Origin of the sequence: Psychromarinibacter sp. S121 (genome assembly GCF_049801035.1) — a bacterium.
Classification (GTDB): Bacteria; Pseudomonadota; Alphaproteobacteria; order Rhodobacterales; family Rhodobacteraceae; genus Psychromarinibacter.
On the sequence record NZ_JBNAGE010000003.1, the window covers coordinates 889,171 to 903,382 of the forward strand.

The window sequence follows — 14,212 nt, forward strand, 5'->3', positions numbered from 1 at the left end:
AATTCATTTAAGTAGCTGAATATACTAGAAAATTAAGAACATCTCGCATCCTGATATGTGGCGACCTCAAGTGAGGTCATTACCGAGTTAATCAACTTAAAGAGTAACTTGATAATAAATACGCTTTGTTAATTAATTTAAGATCGTTATTTTCGGGTGGGTGATTTGCATTTGCTCTGGCCGCCCGCGGGCACGCGGGCCGTGGCACGGAAACGCAAAAAGCGGCCGCTGGGGCCGCTCTGCATCCGTCCTTCTGATCTTACGAGACTATATCGCCGCCGCGAGATCCTCGCTCACCGGGTCCGCGATCCCCAGACGCTTGCGGCGTCCACGTTAGCAGCCGGGCCGATGCGATGCGGGGCAGGGTGGTGCATATCGAATGAACCACACCGCAAACGGGGCAGGCATGACTGCCCGCCCCGCACTGGTGCATGGTTGTGTCAGCCCGCCTTGGCGAGGTTGCGCAGCACGTAGTGCAGCACGCCGCCGTGCTCGACGTATTCCTTCTCGACCCCGGTATCGATCCGGCACTTCAGGTCGATGGTCTTGGTCGAGCCGTCGCCGTAGGTGATCGTGCAGGGAACGATGGCGCCCGGCTTCAGATCGCCTTCCAGCCCGGTGATCGAGACGGTCTCGTCGCCCTTCAGCTTCAGCGTCTTGCGGGTGTCGCCGCCGGTGAACTCGAACGGGATGACGCCCATGCCGACGAGGTTCGAGCGGTGGATACGCTCAAAATTCTCGGCGATCACGGCCTTCACGCCCAGAAGGTTGGTGCCCTTGGCCGCCCAGTCGCGCGACGAACCCGCGCCGTACTGTTCGCCCCCGAAGATGACCAGCGGCGTGCCGGCTTCCTGATAGGCCATCGCGGCATCGTAGATCGAGGTCTGTTCGCCGTCCGGACCCTTGGTATAGCCGCCCTCGACGCCGTCCAGCATCTCGTTCTTGATGCGGATGTTGGCGAAGGTGCCGCGCATCATCACCTCGTGGTTGCCGCGCCGCGAACCGTAGCTGTTGAATTCGCGCACGGGCACCTGCCGTTCCACAAGGTACTTGCCCGCAGGCGTCGTGTCCTTGAACGACCCGGCGGGCGAGATGTGGTCGGTGGTGACCATGTCGCCAAGGATCGCCAGCACGCGGGCGTCCTTCAGGTCCGAGATCACGCCCGGCTCTTTCGACATGCCCTGGAAGTAGGGCGGGTTCTGGATGTAGGTCGAGGTCGGCGGCCAGTCATAGGTCTCTCCCCCGGTGACCTCCACCGCGCGCCACTTGTCGTCACCCTTGAACACGTCGGCGTATTTCTCCTGGAACGCCTCGCGCGTCACGGTCTTCTCGACCAGCGCGGCGATCTCGGCATTCGAGGGCCAGATGTCCTTGAGATAGACGTCGTTGCCGTCCTTGTCCGTCCCGATCGGGTCGGTCGCGATGTTGACGTTCATGTCGCCCACCAGCGCATAGGCCACCACCAGCGGCGGCGAGGCGAGGTAGTTGGCGCGGACGTCGGGGCTGATGCGGCCCTCGAAGTTGCGGTTGCCCGAAAGCACCGAGGTGGCGATCAGGTCATAGTCGTTGATCGCCTTCGAGATCGGTGCGTCCAGCGGGCCGGAGTTGCCGATGCAGGTGGTGCAGCCGTAGCCCACGAGGTTGAAGCCGATGGCGTCGAGATCCTCTTGCAGGCCCGCGGCCTCGAGATATTCGGACACCACCTGCGAGCCCGGCGCCAGCGAGGTCTTGACCCACGGCTTCCGGTTCAGCCCCAGCTCGCGCGCCTTGCGGGCCACGAGCCCGGCGCCGATCATCACGTAAGGGTTCGAGGTGTTCGTGCAGGACGTGATCGAGGCGATCACGATGGACCCGTCGTGCAACTGGTACGCGCCGTCGTCGGTCTTGTACCAGCCCTTGCGGTGATGGCCCTCGTCGCCCGGGATGTCGTGCGGCTCCGGCGCGCCGCCTTCGGCTTCCCACCGGGCCTCGGTGTCGGGCGAGGCGTCCTTGCCTTCGCGGATGCCTTTGACGTACTGGCCGAACGCGGTGCCCGCGCTGTCGAGCGCGATGTAATCCTGCGGACGTTTCGGCCCCGAGATGGCGGGCACGATGGTGGTCATGTCCAGTTCCAGCGTCGACGAGTAGACCGGATCGTAATCCGCGCCGCGCCAGAAGCCGTTCTCCTTGGCATAGGCCTCGACCAGCGCGATGCGGTCCTTGTCGCGGCCGGTCTGTTCCAGATAGCGCAGGGTCTCGTCGTCGATCGGGAAGAAGCCGCAGGTCGCGCCGTATTCCGGGGCCATGTTGGCGATGGTCGCGCGCTGGGCCAGCGGCAGGTTGTCCAGCCCTTCGCCGTAGAATTCGACGAACTTGCTGACCACGCCATGTTCGCGCAGCATCTCGACCACCTTCAGCACAAGGTCGGTGCCGGTGGTGCCTTCCATCATTTCGCCGGTCAGCTTGAAGCCGACGACCTCGGGGATCAGCATCGAAATCGGCTGGCCCAGCATCGCGGCCTCGGCCTCGATCCCGCCCACGCCCCAGCCCAGCACGGCGGCGCCGTTGACCATGGTGGTGTGGCTGTCGGTGCCGACCAGCGTGTCGGGGTAGGCGACCTCGTTACCGTTCTGGTCCTTGTCGGTCCAGACGGTCTGGGCAAGGTATTCAAGGTTCACCTGGTGGCAGATGCCGGTTCCCGGCGGCACCACGCGGAAGTTCTCGAACGCGGTCTGGCCCCACTTGAGGAACTCGTAACGTTCCATGTTGCGCTCGTATTCGCGGTCGACGTTCATCTGGAACGCGCGCGGGTTGCCGAATTCGTCGATCATGACCGAGTGGTCGATGACAAGGTCGACCGGGTTCAGCGGGTTGATCTTCTGGGCGTCGCCCCCCAGCGCCTTGATGCCGTCGCGCATCGCGGCAAGGTCGACCACGGCCGGAACGCCGGTGAAGTCCTGCATCAGCACGCGGGCCGGGCGATAGGCAATCTCGCGCGGGTTCTGCCCGCCCTTTTCGGCCCATTCAGAGAACGCCTTGATGTCATCCACCGACACGGTGCGGCCGCCGTCCTCGAACCGCAGCATGTTCTCTAGCACCACCTTCAGCGAGGCGGGCAGCTTCGAGAAGTTGCCAAGACCGGCGGCTTCGGCCGCGGGGATCGAGTAATAGGCGACGCTGGATCCGCCAGCGCTAAGCGTCTTGCGGGTTTTCGAACTGTCTTGTCCGACTTCGATGGGCATTGGGGCTCCCTCCATTGGCTTGGGGCACGCAGGCCCCGTGTCGCTGTGCCCGCGCTTCCTTGCGGGAGCGGGACTCGGGTTCGGTCGTTATGTATGCCGTCGTATACCGTGGCGCAACCGCAGCAGGTTACATGAGATGGCAAATTCCTCGCTAATCGTTGATTGGCGGTCAATCTGTAGCTTGGTTAGGTAGATAGGGGCCACAGGTCAAAGGGGAAGTAAATGCGCAGGCTTTGGGCGTCTTGTGTCGCGGCAGCCGTGATTTCGGCAGGCGCGTTGTCGGCACAGGATGCGTCGCAGGACAATCCGGTGGTCGTCGAACTATACACCAGCCAGGGATGTTCGTCCTGTCCGCCCGCGGATGCGCTGATGACCGAGCTTGCCGGCCGCGATGACGTGATCGCGCTGGCGCTGCACGTGGACTACTGGGATTACATCGGCTGGAAGGACAGCTTCGCCAGCCGCGACTACACCAACCGCCAGCGCGCCTATGCCCGTGCGGCGGGGCATCGCACGATCTACACGCCGCAGATGATCGTCGGCGGCACCGACCACGTGGTCGGCTTCAAGCCGATGAAGCTGGCCGATCTGATCGACGCGCATCAGGAAGCCGAGCCGCTCGTCGATCTCGACCTGTCCCGCGAGGGCGACACGCTGACGATCCGGGCCGAGGGGCTGAAGCCGCTGCCGTCGTCGATCCTCGTACAACTGGTGCGCTACATGCCCGAGAACACGGTCGAGATCCGCAAGGGCGAGAACGCGGGCCGTACGATCACCTATGCCAATATCGTCAGTGGCTGGGACATGCTGGCAGGCTGGGACGGGCAGGGCCTGCTGGAACTGACCGCCGAGGCGCCGGGGCCCGAGCCGTTGGTCGTCATCCTGCAGGAAGCCGGTCACGGCGCGATCCTCGCGGCGGCGCGGCTGCGGTAACGCAGGAGCGCGCGTTGCGCCGTTACTCCGGGCGCGGATCGACCCGTTTCCAGCGCCGGTGAACCCAGAACCACTGATCCGGGAACCGGTCCACCATCCGCGCAAGGCTGTCGTTCATCGCCTGCGTCATCTCGATGGGATCGCCGTGCGGGATGGGCGGTTCGACATACAGGTCAAAGTCCAGCCCGTTCTCCTGACGCACCCCGTAGATCGGGATCGCGAGCGCGTCGTATTTCAACGCCAGTTCCGCCGCCGACAGGGCCGTCTTCGCAGGCTGGCCCATGAAGTCCAGCGGTTCGCCGTGCTTCATGTACTGGTCGACCACGATGCCCACCATGCCACCGCCGCGCAGAAAGCGGATCATCTCGGACATGCCGCGCCGCGACCGTTCGAAGACCGGCGAGGCGATGCTGCCAAGCGCGGTGACGTAATGGGTGTTGAACAGCGGGTTGGCCATCGGGTTGTACAGCCCGCCGACCGGGAAGCCGTTCATCGACAGCGCGGCGCGGGGCGCGTCGTAATTGCCGAAATGGCCCGTGATCAGCAGCACCGGGCGCATTGCATCGCGCGCCGCGTACAGAGCCTCGACCCCGTCGCCCTGAAACTTGAAGTGCCGGGCGCGTTCGCGGAACTCGTCCGCCGAGTACATCTCGATCAGGTCGCGCCCGAAATTGTCCGGCACCGCGCGTTCCATGTGGCGGACCTGTGCCTTGGGCATGTCGGGGCGCACGTGGGCAAGGTTGTCGCGCACCCGGCGGTTCCAGCCCGCCAGCGGCGCGGCGATCCGCGACACGACCCAGCCCATCGCCGGCACCCGCCAGCGGTAGGGCAGCAGTTTCGCCGCGCCGATGAAGCCGCGGGCGGCGATGTCGATCAAGCGGTCGGAAAAGGTCGGTTCGGTTCGGCTCATGTGCTCTTCGCGGCGCGGGTCTCGCGGTGCCAGACATAGAGACCGGCCCCCACGATCACAAGCGCACCGAGCAGCGTCCAGCCGTCCGGGATCTCTCCGAAGAAGAGCAGCCCCCAAAGCGTCGCGAACAGAAGCTGCGCATAGGCGAAGGGCGCGACGGTCGAGGCTTCGGCAGCCATGTAGGCGCGGATCAGGCACAGGTGGCCTGCCGATCCCACCAGTCCGATCACCGCCATCAGCGCCAGCATCGTGGCGTCCGGCGTCACCCAGAAGAAGGGCACCGCGCAGCTAAGCGCGATGGCGCCGAACATTGCCGTGTACAAAAGCGAGGTCCACGCATCCTCGTCCCGGCCGACGAAGCGTGTCGCGACCGAGTAGCCCGCGACGAACACCGCCGCGGCCAGCGGCAGCAAGGCATAGGGCGAGAACACGTCGGTGCCGGGCCGGATCACGATCAGAGCGCCGACCAGCGCCGCGACCACCGCGAAGGCGCGGCGGGGGCCGAAGCTTTCGCCCAACACCAGCGCCGCGCCAAGGGTGATCAGAACCGGGTTCAGGTTCAGCACCGCCGTCGCGTTCGCAAGGCCGATGGGGACGATCGAGAAGTAGAAGCAGGTCGTCGCGATCAGCAGGAACACCGACCGCAGGATCTGCAGCTTCGGATAGCGGGTCTTCAGCACGCGCGGCATCTTGGGGATCACGACGATGGCCACCGCGATCGTCTGCCCCAGGTACCGCGCCCATGTCGCCATGATCGGGTTCGACCGCTCGGCGATGGCCTTTGCCATCGAATCCATCAACGGCAGGCAGGCCATGGCCGCGATCACGAAGAGAATGCCCTGGGCGTTGGGGCCAAGGCGGCTGAAACGGCTCATGCGCGGATCACTCGGGGCTCACTCGGGGGAACGCGGCAGGCCGGTGCCGATCATGCTGTCGCGGGTCACAAGGGCCGCCAGCGCGGCCTCGTCCAGCGCGTCGGTGCCGCCCGGACGGGCCGGCAGCACGATATAGCGCATGTCCGCGGTGCTGTCGTGAACACGGACGGTGACGTCGTCCGGCAGGTCCAGCCCGAACTCGGCCAGCACGGCGCGCGGGGTCTTCACCACGCGCGAGCGATAGGCGCGCGACTTGTACCAGTCGGGCGGCAGGCCCAGCAGATTGCGCGGATAGCAGGAACACAGGGTACAGACGATGACGTTGTGGGTGTCGGCGGTGTTTTCGACCGCGACCAGATGCAACGGGCCGATGTCGTAGCCCATCTCGCGCGCGGCATCCGAGGCGTTCTCCATCAGCCGCGCCTTGAACGCCGGATCGGTCCAGGCCCGCGCTACAAGCGCGGCGCCGTTCGCGGGGCTGCGGGCGTCCATGGTGTCGATCTGCGCCTGTATCTCGGCGGGCGTGGTCACGCCTTTCTCGACCAGAAGCTCGCGCATCGCGATCTCCATCACCTGCCAGTATGTCAGCGGCGTGTCGTTGTCGGCGCGGTAGGGGTGGCCCGAGGGGCTGAGCCCGGTGTGGCTGTGGGACGGGTGGTCGTGGGGCACGTCAGAGCCTTTCCAGCCAGTGATCGTATAGTTCGGCGTCCAGCGTATCGTCGGGCCGCTCGGCGTCGTCGCCCCAGACCTCGGCCATGGTAAAGCGCACGCGGTACAGCTGCCGTTGTTCCGCCGGCAGGCCATAGGCCAGCTTTTCGGGGTTGGCGAAGGGGCCCAGCGGGCGCTCGATCTCGCCCTGCTTTCCGCGCAGATACCACGGTGCGCGGACGTGGCCCGGCGGGGTCATCTGGCGGACGCGCACGCGGTCAGCCATCGGACGCCTCGCCGTAGGTGGCGCCGCGGCGGGCGACCTCTTCCATTTTGCGGCCCAGTTCCTCGATGGAATAGACGCCGCCGCCCACCAGGTTGCGGTTCACGGCGGCGACCCAGCGTTCGTAGTAGGTCATCGTCTCGAACGAGGCGGGGCCCATCTCTTCCAGTGCGCGGCGCAGGCCGTCGACGGTGAAATGGCCCTTGGTCGAGCAGATCACCATAAGGGCATCGACGCGCTTCTCCCAAAGGGCGAAGTCGTGTTGGGACATGTCGACGGGGCCGGCGGGTCCGCCGCCCATGTCGTGCCAGCTGTGGGCGGGGTGGTCGGTCATGCGGGCGACGTTACGCCCCGGTTCCGGCGCTGTCCATACGGCGGCGACAGGGCCTAGCCGAAAGCCGGATCATAGCGCAGTTCGCCCGACGGCGTGACCTCTCGCAACGCCAGCCATTGCACGTATTTCACCGGAACATCGCCATAGGACACGGCGCCGTCGCTGCGAAAGCCGAAGCGGCTGTAATAGGCGGGATCGCCCACCAGAACGCAGCCCTTCGCGTCGCGCCCGCGCAAGAGCGCCAGCCCTTCCTCGATCATCGCGCCGCCAATGCCCTGACCCTGCCGGTCGGGGTGGACCGAAACGGGGCCGAGGCCATACCAGCCTTCGGCATCGGTTCCGGCGGTGACCGGCGAAAACGCGATGTGGCCGACGATCTCGGGCCCGTCGACGGCGACAAGCGAGATCGTCAGCGCGCCGCTTTCGCGCAGGGCGGCGACGATCGGCGCTTCAGCGCCGTCGCTTTGGGGCACCGGGGTGAAGGCGACGACGGTCAGATCATGGATGGCCTGTTCGTCGCCCGCGGACTCGTGACGGATAGACAGTGACATCTGCGGTCTCCTCCCAAGATGCGGTAGGGCAAGAATGGCACCGCAGGGGGGCGTGCCGCAATCTCGGGCGGGTTTATTCGTCCTCGGCCACCAGCATGATCTCTCCGTTCGCTTCCATCTCGCGGATGGCGGTGACCACCGCGCTCATCGCTTCCTCGCCCTCTTTCGGCTTGATGGTTCCCAGCGCCTCCATCTCGTCCCGCATCTGCTGGGCAAGGCGCTGTGACATGCTGCCAAGGATGAATTCCGCCGCTTTCTTTTCCTTTTCGGACTGAAGCGCTGCGGCCAGCGCCTTGATCAGCATGGCGCCATCCACTTCGCGCGTGACCTTCGGCACGTCGCGCGGGTCGATCCGCTGGGGGATGTTGATGAAGGTGAAGATGGCCTTCCGCACCTCGTTGGCGAAGTCCTGATCCTCCTGATCCAGCCCTTCCAGCACGTCGTCGCGGGTGGCGGCGGGCGAAAAGTTCAGGATCGCGCCGACGCGTTCCACCGGCCCGCCTTCAAACGCCTTGGGGGCCTCGGCGTCCAGTTGACCGACCAGGGCCTGACCGATCCGGTCGACCGTCTGCGGGCTGACCGAGCCGGTCTGCCCCATGGAATAGGCAAGGCGGCGGGCCTTTTCGCCCGGCATCAGGCCCAGCACCTCTGCCGCCTTCGACACCTTCAGCTTGGACAGGATGACCGCGCCGATTTCGACGCTTTCCCCTTCGATCAGGGGCAGCAGGCGCGCGCCGTCAAGCTGGCTAAGACGTTCCCACGCATCGGTCACCGCGCCGATCCCGGCCTGCACCCGCAGCCGTTCGGCCGCCGCCGCGCTGATCGTGCCGTCCATCAGCGCCAGCGCGCCGGACAGCCCACCGGGGAAGGACAGGCCGATACCGTCGAGTTCGGCGACGAATTCCTCGACCACCGCTTTCAGCGTGGCGCGGTCGACCAGTTTCAGGCCGCCCATCTCACGCGTGAGGTCGACTTGCAGCGTTTCCGGCATGTCGGCCAGCGACAGTTCTATCCCCTCGCTGCGCAGAAGGCGCACGATGATCGCCGCTTTCTGGCGGCGCGTCAGCCGGCTTGCCGCAACCGGGCCGGCGCCCGGAAGGGTCATTTCCATGGGCATCGCACACTCCGTCCCCGAATATGTGCGAAACTGGCAGAGAATGGTTAACGATCGGTTTTAAAGCGTTGGCGCGGCGAGGTTTCCCTGCCGCGCCGCCGTCGGATCACCCGATCAATAGGACGTATCGTGCCCGGTCAGGATCGTGCGCATCAGCGCCTTCTCCGGCCAGCCGCCCGAACCGCCGCGGGCGCGGATCTCGACCAGTTGGGCATAGGCTTCGTCCACGCGGCCCTGAATCACCAGACCCTGACCCATGTAGGACCGCGCCAGCAGGTTGTCGGGGTTCGCGTCGATGGCCTGCCGGTAGTAGCTATCGCCAAGCTCGAAATCCCCGGCGGCGCGGTGGATATAGCCGTAGTAGGTCAGCACCCGGTCGTCCTGCTGGTCGCTCATCGCCGCCAGCACCCGCAGCGCGTCGTCCAGCCGACCGGCGTAGGCCAGCTCGCGCACCGCGTCATACCGCTGGTCGTCGTTCAGCGACTCCACCTCGGGGGCGACGCATTTGCCCGCCTCCGCGTCGTAGACCATCCCGTCGGTGCAGGTCGTCGTGGTCTCGGTGGTGGTGGGCGGGCTGTCGCTTCCGCTGCCAGCGGCGAAGGCGGCGGCGGGCAGCGTTGCAAGGGCCGCGATCATCAGGCTACGCATTGGGATACCTCCCTTAAGGAACAATAACTTGCAGCGCGATCCTCAGGCAATCGCGCCGCATCTTACTAGGACTTGATGCAGGCGAGGTAGCGTTCGCTCCAGACCGAACCGGACGGGCAGTTGCCGCCGTATTTCTTGTCCCACATCTTCGGGCAGATGTATCCGGCCGAGGCGACGCTCGGCGCCAGCAGGGCACTGGCGAGCAGCAGCGTGGCGAATGTCTTCATTGCAAATGACTCCTGTTACCTTGCGTCAGGCTGACGCAGGCCGGGGCAGGCGTCAACCTGCGTCGTGGGGTCGTGCCGGCGCTAGCTGGTGATCTCGACGCAGGCCTTGGTTTCGTCGTCGTAGGTCATGCCTTCGGCGCAGGTCTGCGTGGTTTCCGTGTGGCAGTCCTGCGCGATGAGGGCGGCGGGGGTCAGGGCTAGGATGCCTGCGACAAGCAGTTGTTTCATGGCTGTGACTCCGTTGGGCCACCCAACGATAGCACGGCCCGCGCATCCGTGAAGTTCCCATGGGTCACTTTTACGCGCGCCGGAACGAAAACAGGCGGCGCGAGAGGTCCCGGCCGCCTGTCGTGACTGATTTTCGGGCAGGCTCAGGCCTCGCCGAACACCCGCTTGAAGATCGTGTCGACGTTCTTGGTGTGGTAGCCCATGTCGAACTTCTCGTTGATCGCGTCGACGCCGAGGGCGGCCACGACCTCTTCGTCGGCCAGCAGCAATTCGCGGAAGTCGAGCCGTTCCTCCCACACCTTCAGCGCGTTGCGCTGCACCATGGAATAGGCGGCCTCGCGGCTGACACCGGCCTGCGTCAAGGCAAGCAGCACCCGCTGCGACATCACGAGGCCGGGGAACTTGTTCATGTTCTCCAGCATGTTCTCGGGATAGATCAGCATCTTGTCCACCACGCCCGCCAGCCGGTTCAGCGCGAAATCCAGCGTAACGGTCGCGTCGGGGCCGATGCCGCGCTCGACCGAGGAATGCGAGATGTCGCGCTCGTGCCACAGGGCCACGTTCTCCATCGCGGGGATCACCGACATCCGGACAAGCCGGGCAAGGCCGGTCAGGTTCTCGGTCAGAACCGGGTTCTTCTTGTGCGGCATCGCCGACGAGCCCTTCTGGCCCATCGAGAAGAACTCGGCGCCTTCCAGCACCTCGGTGCGCTGCATGTGCCGGATCTCGATCGCGACGTTCTCGATCGACGAGGCGATGACGCCCAGCACCGCGAAGAACATCGCGTGGCGGTCGCGCGGGATCACCTGGGTGCTGATCGGCTCGGGCTGAAGGCCCATCTGGGCGCAAACGTGCTCCTCAACCGCCGGGTCGATGTTGGCGAAGGTGCCGACAGCGCCAGAAATCGCGCCGGTGGCGATCTCGTCACGGGCGGCCTGCAGGCGGGCCTTGTTGCGGTCCATCTCGGCGTAGAAGCGGGCGAAGGTCAGGCCCATCGTCGTCGGTTCGGCGTGGATGCCGTGGCTGCGGCCGACGCGCACCGTCATCTTGTGCTCGAACGCGCGTTTCTTCAGTGCCGCCAATAGCTTGTCCATGTCGGCCAGCAGGATGTCGGCGGCGCGGGTCAGCTGCACGTTCAGGCAGGTGTCCAGCACGTCGGACGAGGTCATGCCCTGATGGACGAACCGCGCCTCTTCGGCGCCAACCAGTTCCGACAGGTGCGTCAGGAAGGCGATGACGTCGTGCTTTGTGATCGCCTCGATCTCGTCGATGCGCTCGACGTCGAAGTCCATGTCCTTGGCCTTCCACACCGCCTCGGCGTTCTCTTTCGGGATGACCCCCAAATTCGCCATGGCATCGCAGGCATGGGCTTCTATCTCGTACCAGATGCGGAATTTGGTCTCGGGCGACCAGATGGAAACCATTTCGGGGCGGGAGTAACGGGGGATCATGGCAGACCTGTATCTGGAGCGGACATTCGGGGCGGGGTTTAGACCCACTGGAACGCGGCGGCAAGCGGGGTGCGCGGGATGATCGCATCGCTGTCGACCGTCTGGCTGTTCGGCCTGTTCGCCATCGCCGGGCTGGTGATCCTTGTCATCGGCACCCGGATCACCGATCTGGCCGACCGCATCGCCGACCGAAGCGGGCTGGGCGAGGCGGTGATCGGGGGCATCGTGCTGGGCGCGGCGACCTCACTGTCGGGCGTTGTGGTGTCGATCACCTCGGCGCTGAACGGCGCGCCGCAACTGGCCTTCGCCAACGGCGTCGGCGGCATCGCGGCACAGACGGCGTTCCTTGCGCTGGCCGACGTGATCCACAAGCGTGCGAACCTCGAACATTCGGCGGCCGAGGCCACCAACCTGTTTCAGGGCGCGCTGCTGCTGTCGCTGCTGTGCCTGCCGCTGGTCGCCTTCACGACGCCAGAGTTCACCGTCTGGGCCGTCCACCCGGTGTCGGTCGTGCTGATCGCGGTCTACTGCGTCGGCGCGGTGACCACGAGCCGGGTGCGCGAACAGCCGATGTGGCGCCCCGTGAAAACGCCGGAGACGGTCGAGGACGAACCGGACGAGCCGCCAAGCCGGGCCGGGGCGGTGGCGCTGTTCGGCTCGTTCGCCATGCTGGTCGCCGTACTGGGCGCGGCAGGCTGGGTGATCGCGCAGACGGGTTCGGCCCTGTCGGAACGGCTGGGCATGTCGCAGACGGTGGTGGGCGCGCTGATGACGGCGGTGGTGACCTCGCTGCCGGAACTGGTGACCACCATCGCGGCGGTACGGCGGGGCGCGATGCAACTGGCGATGGGTGGCATCATCGGCGGCAACACCTTCGACACGCTGTTCCTGTCGCTAAGCGACATGGCCTATCGCGACGGCTCGCTGTATCACGCGGTCGGACCGGGCGAATATTTCTGGCTGGTGGTGGGGCTGCTGATGACGGCGGTGCTGCTGATCGGCCTGATCCTGAGGGAACGCGAGGGGCCGTTGAAGATCGGGACGGAAAGCGTGGTGATGCTGGCGATTTACGCCGGCGCGGTGGGGCTGCAGGTGGTGGCGGGATGACCCTTGGCCCCCGGCTGGAGGAATTCCGCGGCGTCTGGCGGCTTGAGCGCGAAATCGGTGACCGCTATGGCGGGCGGGCGCTGCGGTTCGAGGGGACGGCGACCTTCGCCGGCGACGCGGACCGGCTGAGCCTTGTGGAGCAGGGACGCATGCTGGTGCCGGGCCAGCCGCCGATGGCCGCCGAGCGCACCTATCTCTGGCAAGCGGATGGCGAGGGGATCGCGGTCTTCTTCGAAGACGGCAGGCCTTTTCACTGGATCGAGCCCGGCCTGCGGCCCGAGGCGCAGCACGACTGCCCGCCCGACCTGTACCTTGTGCGCTATGATTTCCGGCACTGGCCGCACTGGAGCGCCGAGTGGAAAGTGAACGGGCCGCGCAAGGACTACACCATGACAAGCTGGTACCGCCCCGAAGGCTGACGCGCTGTGCGCCAATGGAGAGGCTGCTGTGCCTTGCTGCGGGTGCGAACGCCGTTAGACAATACCCATCTGACGGTCAGGCGACGCCACTGGTGCGCGCCGTCGCAACGAATATCTCCTCCTCTGTCCGCGCAGGCACCGGCCCGCCGCGGATGCGCAAATCTCGAAAGGCAGCCTTCATGTCGCTGAAACTGAAAGTCATCACCGGCTCTACCCGCCCGGGCCGCGTCGGCCCGACCATCGCCAAATGGGTCGCCGAAGCCGCAACGGCGCATGGCGGATTCGAGGTCGAGGCCATCGACATCGCCGACATGCAGCTTCCGTTTCTCGACGAGCCGAACCATCCGGCGATGCAGGACTACCAGCACGACCACACCAAGGCGTGGAGCGCCAAGGTGGCCGATGCGGATGCGTTCCTGTTCCTGACCCCGGAATACGACAGCTATCCCTCGGCGGTTCTGGTCAACGCGGTGCAGGTCCTTCTGAACGAGTGGAAATACAAGCCCGCCGCCGTGGTCAGCTATGGCGGTGTGTCGGGCGGTCTGCGCGCCGCGCAGGAGCTGCGCCAGCTGCTGTCCAACGTCAGCATGGTCGCGATCCCGCAGGGCGTGCCGGTGCCGTTCTTCCCGCAGTTCATCGACGAGAACGCGGTGTTCAAGCCGAACGACCCGATGACGGACGGCCTGACGCTGGTTCTGGACGAGCTGGCAAAATGGGCGGAGCCGCTGAAGGCGCTGCACGCGGCCTGAGGTCAGTCCGCGCCACCGTCGCGGTCGCGGTAGTGGCGCAGGACGAACAGGCGGATGGCCGAGGCGAGACCCGTCTCGACCCCGCGGCCCTCGTCGATTTCGGCGGCCAGCGCGTTCAGCGGCTGGCCCCGTTCGGCGGCGATCTCACGGAACGCCACCCAGAATTCCGGCTCCAGCGAGACGCTGGTGCGATGGCCCCGCAGGGTCAGCGAGTGCTTTGCGGGGCGGCCGGTCATTCCTGCTCGAACTGGTGATCGTCGAGCTTCTTCTTCGCCATCGCGTTCTGCGTGGCCTCGAAGATGCGCTGCGCCTTGGTGCGCCCGTGAAGCGCCGCGTTCTCGTCCGCGGCCGCGCGTTTCTCGGTTCTGGCGCGATCCTTCCGCACCTGCCGAAGATTGGTGACGTTGCTCATGTGAGTCCTCTGCTCTTGGAAGCGCAGAGAACACCAACGCGCGCGCCTTGCCAATGGATGAGCGGCGGTGACGTAGCACCCGAAGGGCTGGTGGGGGCGGGG

18 protein-coding genes are annotated in these 14,212 nt (G+C 65.8%); 4 read left to right on the forward strand and 14 right to left on the reverse strand.

Features of this window, described 5'->3' with window-relative positions; genetic code table 11:
* Positions 1–440: 440 nt before the first annotated feature.
* Positions 441–3,221 carry an aconitate hydratase AcnA gene (acnA, locus tag ACP156_RS18075; protein ID WP_425052752.1) on the reverse strand — a complete coding sequence of 927 codons (2,781 nt, stop codon included), beginning with the start codon at positions 3,219–3,221 and terminating at the stop codon, positions 441–443.
* 222 nt (positions 3,222–3,443) lie between these two features.
* Here acnA and ACP156_RS18080 point away from each other — a divergent pair, with 222 nt between their 5' ends.
* Entirely contained in the window at positions 3,444–4,154 is a 711-nt protein-coding gene (locus tag ACP156_RS18080) for a DUF1223 domain-containing protein (protein ID WP_425052753.1), read from the forward strand.
* Between the two features lie 22 nt (positions 4,155–4,176).
* Here the strand turns inward: ACP156_RS18080 and ACP156_RS18085 are convergent, their stop codons facing one another.
* The 11 genes from ACP156_RS18085 to purB all read right to left on the reverse strand — a co-directional run bounded on the left by ACP156_RS18085 (position 4,177) and on the right by purB (position 11,423).
* Positions 4,177–5,064, reverse strand: a complete 888-nt coding sequence (locus ACP156_RS18085) for a lysophospholipid acyltransferase family protein (protein ID WP_425052754.1) — start codon at positions 5,062–5,064, stop codon at positions 4,177–4,179.
* On the reverse strand, positions 5,061–5,939 hold the full coding sequence (locus ACP156_RS18090; protein WP_425052755.1) for a DMT family transporter: 879 nt from the start codon (positions 5,937–5,939) through the stop codon (positions 5,061–5,063). The genes ACP156_RS18085 and ACP156_RS18090 overlap by 4 nt, the downstream gene beginning before the upstream one ends.
* A gap of 18 nt (positions 5,940–5,957) precedes the next feature.
* Positions 5,958–6,608 (reverse strand): nitrile hydratase subunit alpha, encoded by a 651-nt coding sequence (nthA, locus tag ACP156_RS18095; protein WP_425052756.1) that lies wholly within the window; start codon positions 6,606–6,608, stop codon positions 5,958–5,960.
* 1 nt (position 6,609) lies between these two features.
* Positions 6,610–6,873, reverse strand: a complete 264-nt coding sequence (locus ACP156_RS18100) for an SH3-like domain-containing protein (protein WP_425052757.1) — start codon at positions 6,871–6,873, stop codon at positions 6,610–6,612.
* The gene (locus tag ACP156_RS18105; RefSeq protein ID WP_425052758.1) at positions 6,866–7,204 is read right to left on the reverse strand and encodes a ScnB-like protein; all 339 of its coding nucleotides are present in this window, start codon (positions 7,202–7,204) and stop codon (positions 6,866–6,868) included. The genes ACP156_RS18100 and ACP156_RS18105 overlap by 8 nt, the downstream gene beginning before the upstream one ends.
* A gap of 53 nt (positions 7,205–7,257) precedes the next feature.
* The gene (locus ACP156_RS18110; protein ID WP_425052759.1) at positions 7,258–7,755 is read right to left on the reverse strand and encodes a GNAT family N-acetyltransferase; all 498 of its coding nucleotides are present in this window, start codon (positions 7,753–7,755) and stop codon (positions 7,258–7,260) included.
* A 73-nt stretch (positions 7,756–7,828) separates the two neighbouring features.
* Positions 7,829–8,866, reverse strand: coding sequence for a flagellar motor switch protein FliG (locus ACP156_RS18115; protein ID WP_425052760.1), 1,038 nt, complete (start codon positions 8,864–8,866; stop codon positions 7,829–7,831).
* Between the two features lie 117 nt (positions 8,867–8,983).
* Positions 8,984–9,517 (reverse strand): tetratricopeptide repeat protein, encoded by a 534-nt coding sequence (locus tag ACP156_RS18120; protein WP_425052761.1) that lies wholly within the window; start codon positions 9,515–9,517, stop codon positions 8,984–8,986.
* Between the two features lie 65 nt (positions 9,518–9,582).
* A complete protein-coding gene (locus ACP156_RS18125) occupies positions 9,583–9,744 on the reverse strand; it encodes a hypothetical protein (RefSeq protein WP_425052762.1) in 162 nt (53 codons plus the stop codon).
* Between the two features lie 81 nt (positions 9,745–9,825).
* Positions 9,826–9,972: a hypothetical protein gene (locus ACP156_RS18130; RefSeq protein ID WP_425052763.1), complete on the reverse strand. Its 147-nt coding sequence runs from the start codon at positions 9,970–9,972 to the stop codon at positions 9,826–9,828.
* A gap of 143 nt (positions 9,973–10,115) precedes the next feature.
* Positions 10,116–11,423 (reverse strand): adenylosuccinate lyase, encoded by a 1,308-nt coding sequence (gene purB, locus ACP156_RS18135; RefSeq protein WP_425052764.1) that lies wholly within the window; start codon positions 11,421–11,423, stop codon positions 10,116–10,118.
* A 78-nt stretch (positions 11,424–11,501) separates the two neighbouring features.
* Here purB and ACP156_RS18140 point away from each other — a divergent pair, with 78 nt between their 5' ends.
* The 3 genes from ACP156_RS18140 (at position 11,502) to ACP156_RS18150 (ending at position 13,698) form a co-directional block, all read left to right on the forward strand.
* Entirely contained in the window at positions 11,502–12,530 is a 1,029-nt protein-coding gene (locus ACP156_RS18140) for a sodium:calcium antiporter (protein WP_425052765.1), read from the forward strand.
* Positions 12,527–12,949, forward strand: coding sequence for a DUF6314 family protein (locus ACP156_RS18145; RefSeq protein ID WP_425052766.1), 423 nt, complete (start codon positions 12,527–12,529; stop codon positions 12,947–12,949). Before ACP156_RS18140 ends, ACP156_RS18145 begins: the two co-directional genes overlap by 4 nt.
* A 179-nt stretch (positions 12,950–13,128) precedes the next feature.
* Complete coding sequence (locus tag ACP156_RS18150; RefSeq protein ID WP_425052767.1) at positions 13,129–13,698, forward strand: NADPH-dependent FMN reductase; 570 nt, start codon at positions 13,129–13,131, stop codon at positions 13,696–13,698.
* A 2-nt stretch (positions 13,699–13,700) separates the two neighbouring features.
* Here the strand turns inward: ACP156_RS18150 and ACP156_RS18155 are convergent, their stop codons facing one another.
* Positions 13,701–13,934: a ribbon-helix-helix domain-containing protein gene (locus tag ACP156_RS18155; RefSeq protein ID WP_425052768.1), complete on the reverse strand. Its 234-nt coding sequence runs from the start codon at positions 13,932–13,934 to the stop codon at positions 13,701–13,703.
* Entirely contained in the window at positions 13,931–14,110 is a 180-nt protein-coding gene (locus tag ACP156_RS18160; protein ID WP_425052769.1) for a DUF4169 family protein, read from the reverse strand. Before ACP156_RS18160 ends, ACP156_RS18155 begins: the two co-directional genes overlap by 4 nt.
* Positions 14,111–14,212: the final 102 nt, after the last annotated feature.

Bases quoted from the DNA above. Each gene is read 5' to 3' on its own strand.
- acnA (WP_425052752.1), bottom strand. From the start codon at position 3,221: ATGCCCATCGAAGTCGGACAAGACAGTTCGAAAACCCGCAAGACGCTT.
- ACP156_RS18080 (WP_425052753.1), top strand. From the start codon at position 3,444: ATGCGCAGGCTTTGGGCGTCTTGTGTCGCGGCAGCCGTGATTTCGGCA.
- ACP156_RS18085 (WP_425052754.1), bottom strand. From the start codon at position 5,064: ATGAGCCGAACCGAACCGACCTTTTCCGACCGCTTGATCGACATCGCC.
- ACP156_RS18090 (WP_425052755.1), bottom strand. From the start codon at position 5,939: ATGAGCCGTTTCAGCCGCCTTGGCCCCAACGCCCAGGGCATTCTCTTC.
- ACP156_RS18100 (WP_425052757.1), bottom strand. From the start codon at position 6,873: ATGGCTGACCGCGTGCGCGTCCGCCAGATGACCCCGCCGGGCCACGTC.
- ACP156_RS18105 (WP_425052758.1), bottom strand. From the start codon at position 7,204: ATGACCGACCACCCCGCCCACAGCTGGCACGACATGGGCGGCGGACCC.
- ACP156_RS18110 (WP_425052759.1), bottom strand. From the start codon at position 7,755: ATGTCACTGTCTATCCGTCACGAGTCCGCGGGCGACGAACAGGCCATC.
- ACP156_RS18115 (WP_425052760.1), bottom strand. From the start codon at position 8,866: ATGGAAATGACCCTTCCGGGCGCCGGCCCGGTTGCGGCAAGCCGGCTG.
- ACP156_RS18120 (WP_425052761.1), bottom strand. From the start codon at position 9,517: ATGCGTAGCCTGATGATCGCGGCCCTTGCAACGCTGCCCGCCGCCGCC.
- ACP156_RS18125 (WP_425052762.1), bottom strand. From the start codon at position 9,744: ATGAAGACATTCGCCACGCTGCTGCTCGCCAGTGCCCTGCTGGCGCCG.
- ACP156_RS18130 (WP_425052763.1), bottom strand. From the start codon at position 9,972: ATGAAACAACTGCTTGTCGCAGGCATCCTAGCCCTGACCCCCGCCGCC.
- purB (WP_425052764.1), bottom strand. From the start codon at position 11,423: ATGATCCCCCGTTACTCCCGCCCCGAAATGGTTTCCATCTGGTCGCCC.
- ACP156_RS18140 (WP_425052765.1), top strand. From the start codon at position 11,502: ATGATCGCATCGCTGTCGACCGTCTGGCTGTTCGGCCTGTTCGCCATC.
- ACP156_RS18145 (WP_425052766.1), top strand. From the start codon at position 12,527: ATGACCCTTGGCCCCCGGCTGGAGGAATTCCGCGGCGTCTGGCGGCTT.
- ACP156_RS18150 (WP_425052767.1), top strand. From the start codon at position 13,129: ATGTCGCTGAAACTGAAAGTCATCACCGGCTCTACCCGCCCGGGCCGC.
- ACP156_RS18155 (WP_425052768.1), bottom strand. From the start codon at position 13,934: ATGACCGGCCGCCCCGCAAAGCACTCGCTGACCCTGCGGGGCCATCGC.
- ACP156_RS18160 (WP_425052769.1), bottom strand. From the start codon at position 14,110: ATGAGCAACGTCACCAATCTTCGGCAGGTGCGGAAGGATCGCGCCAGA.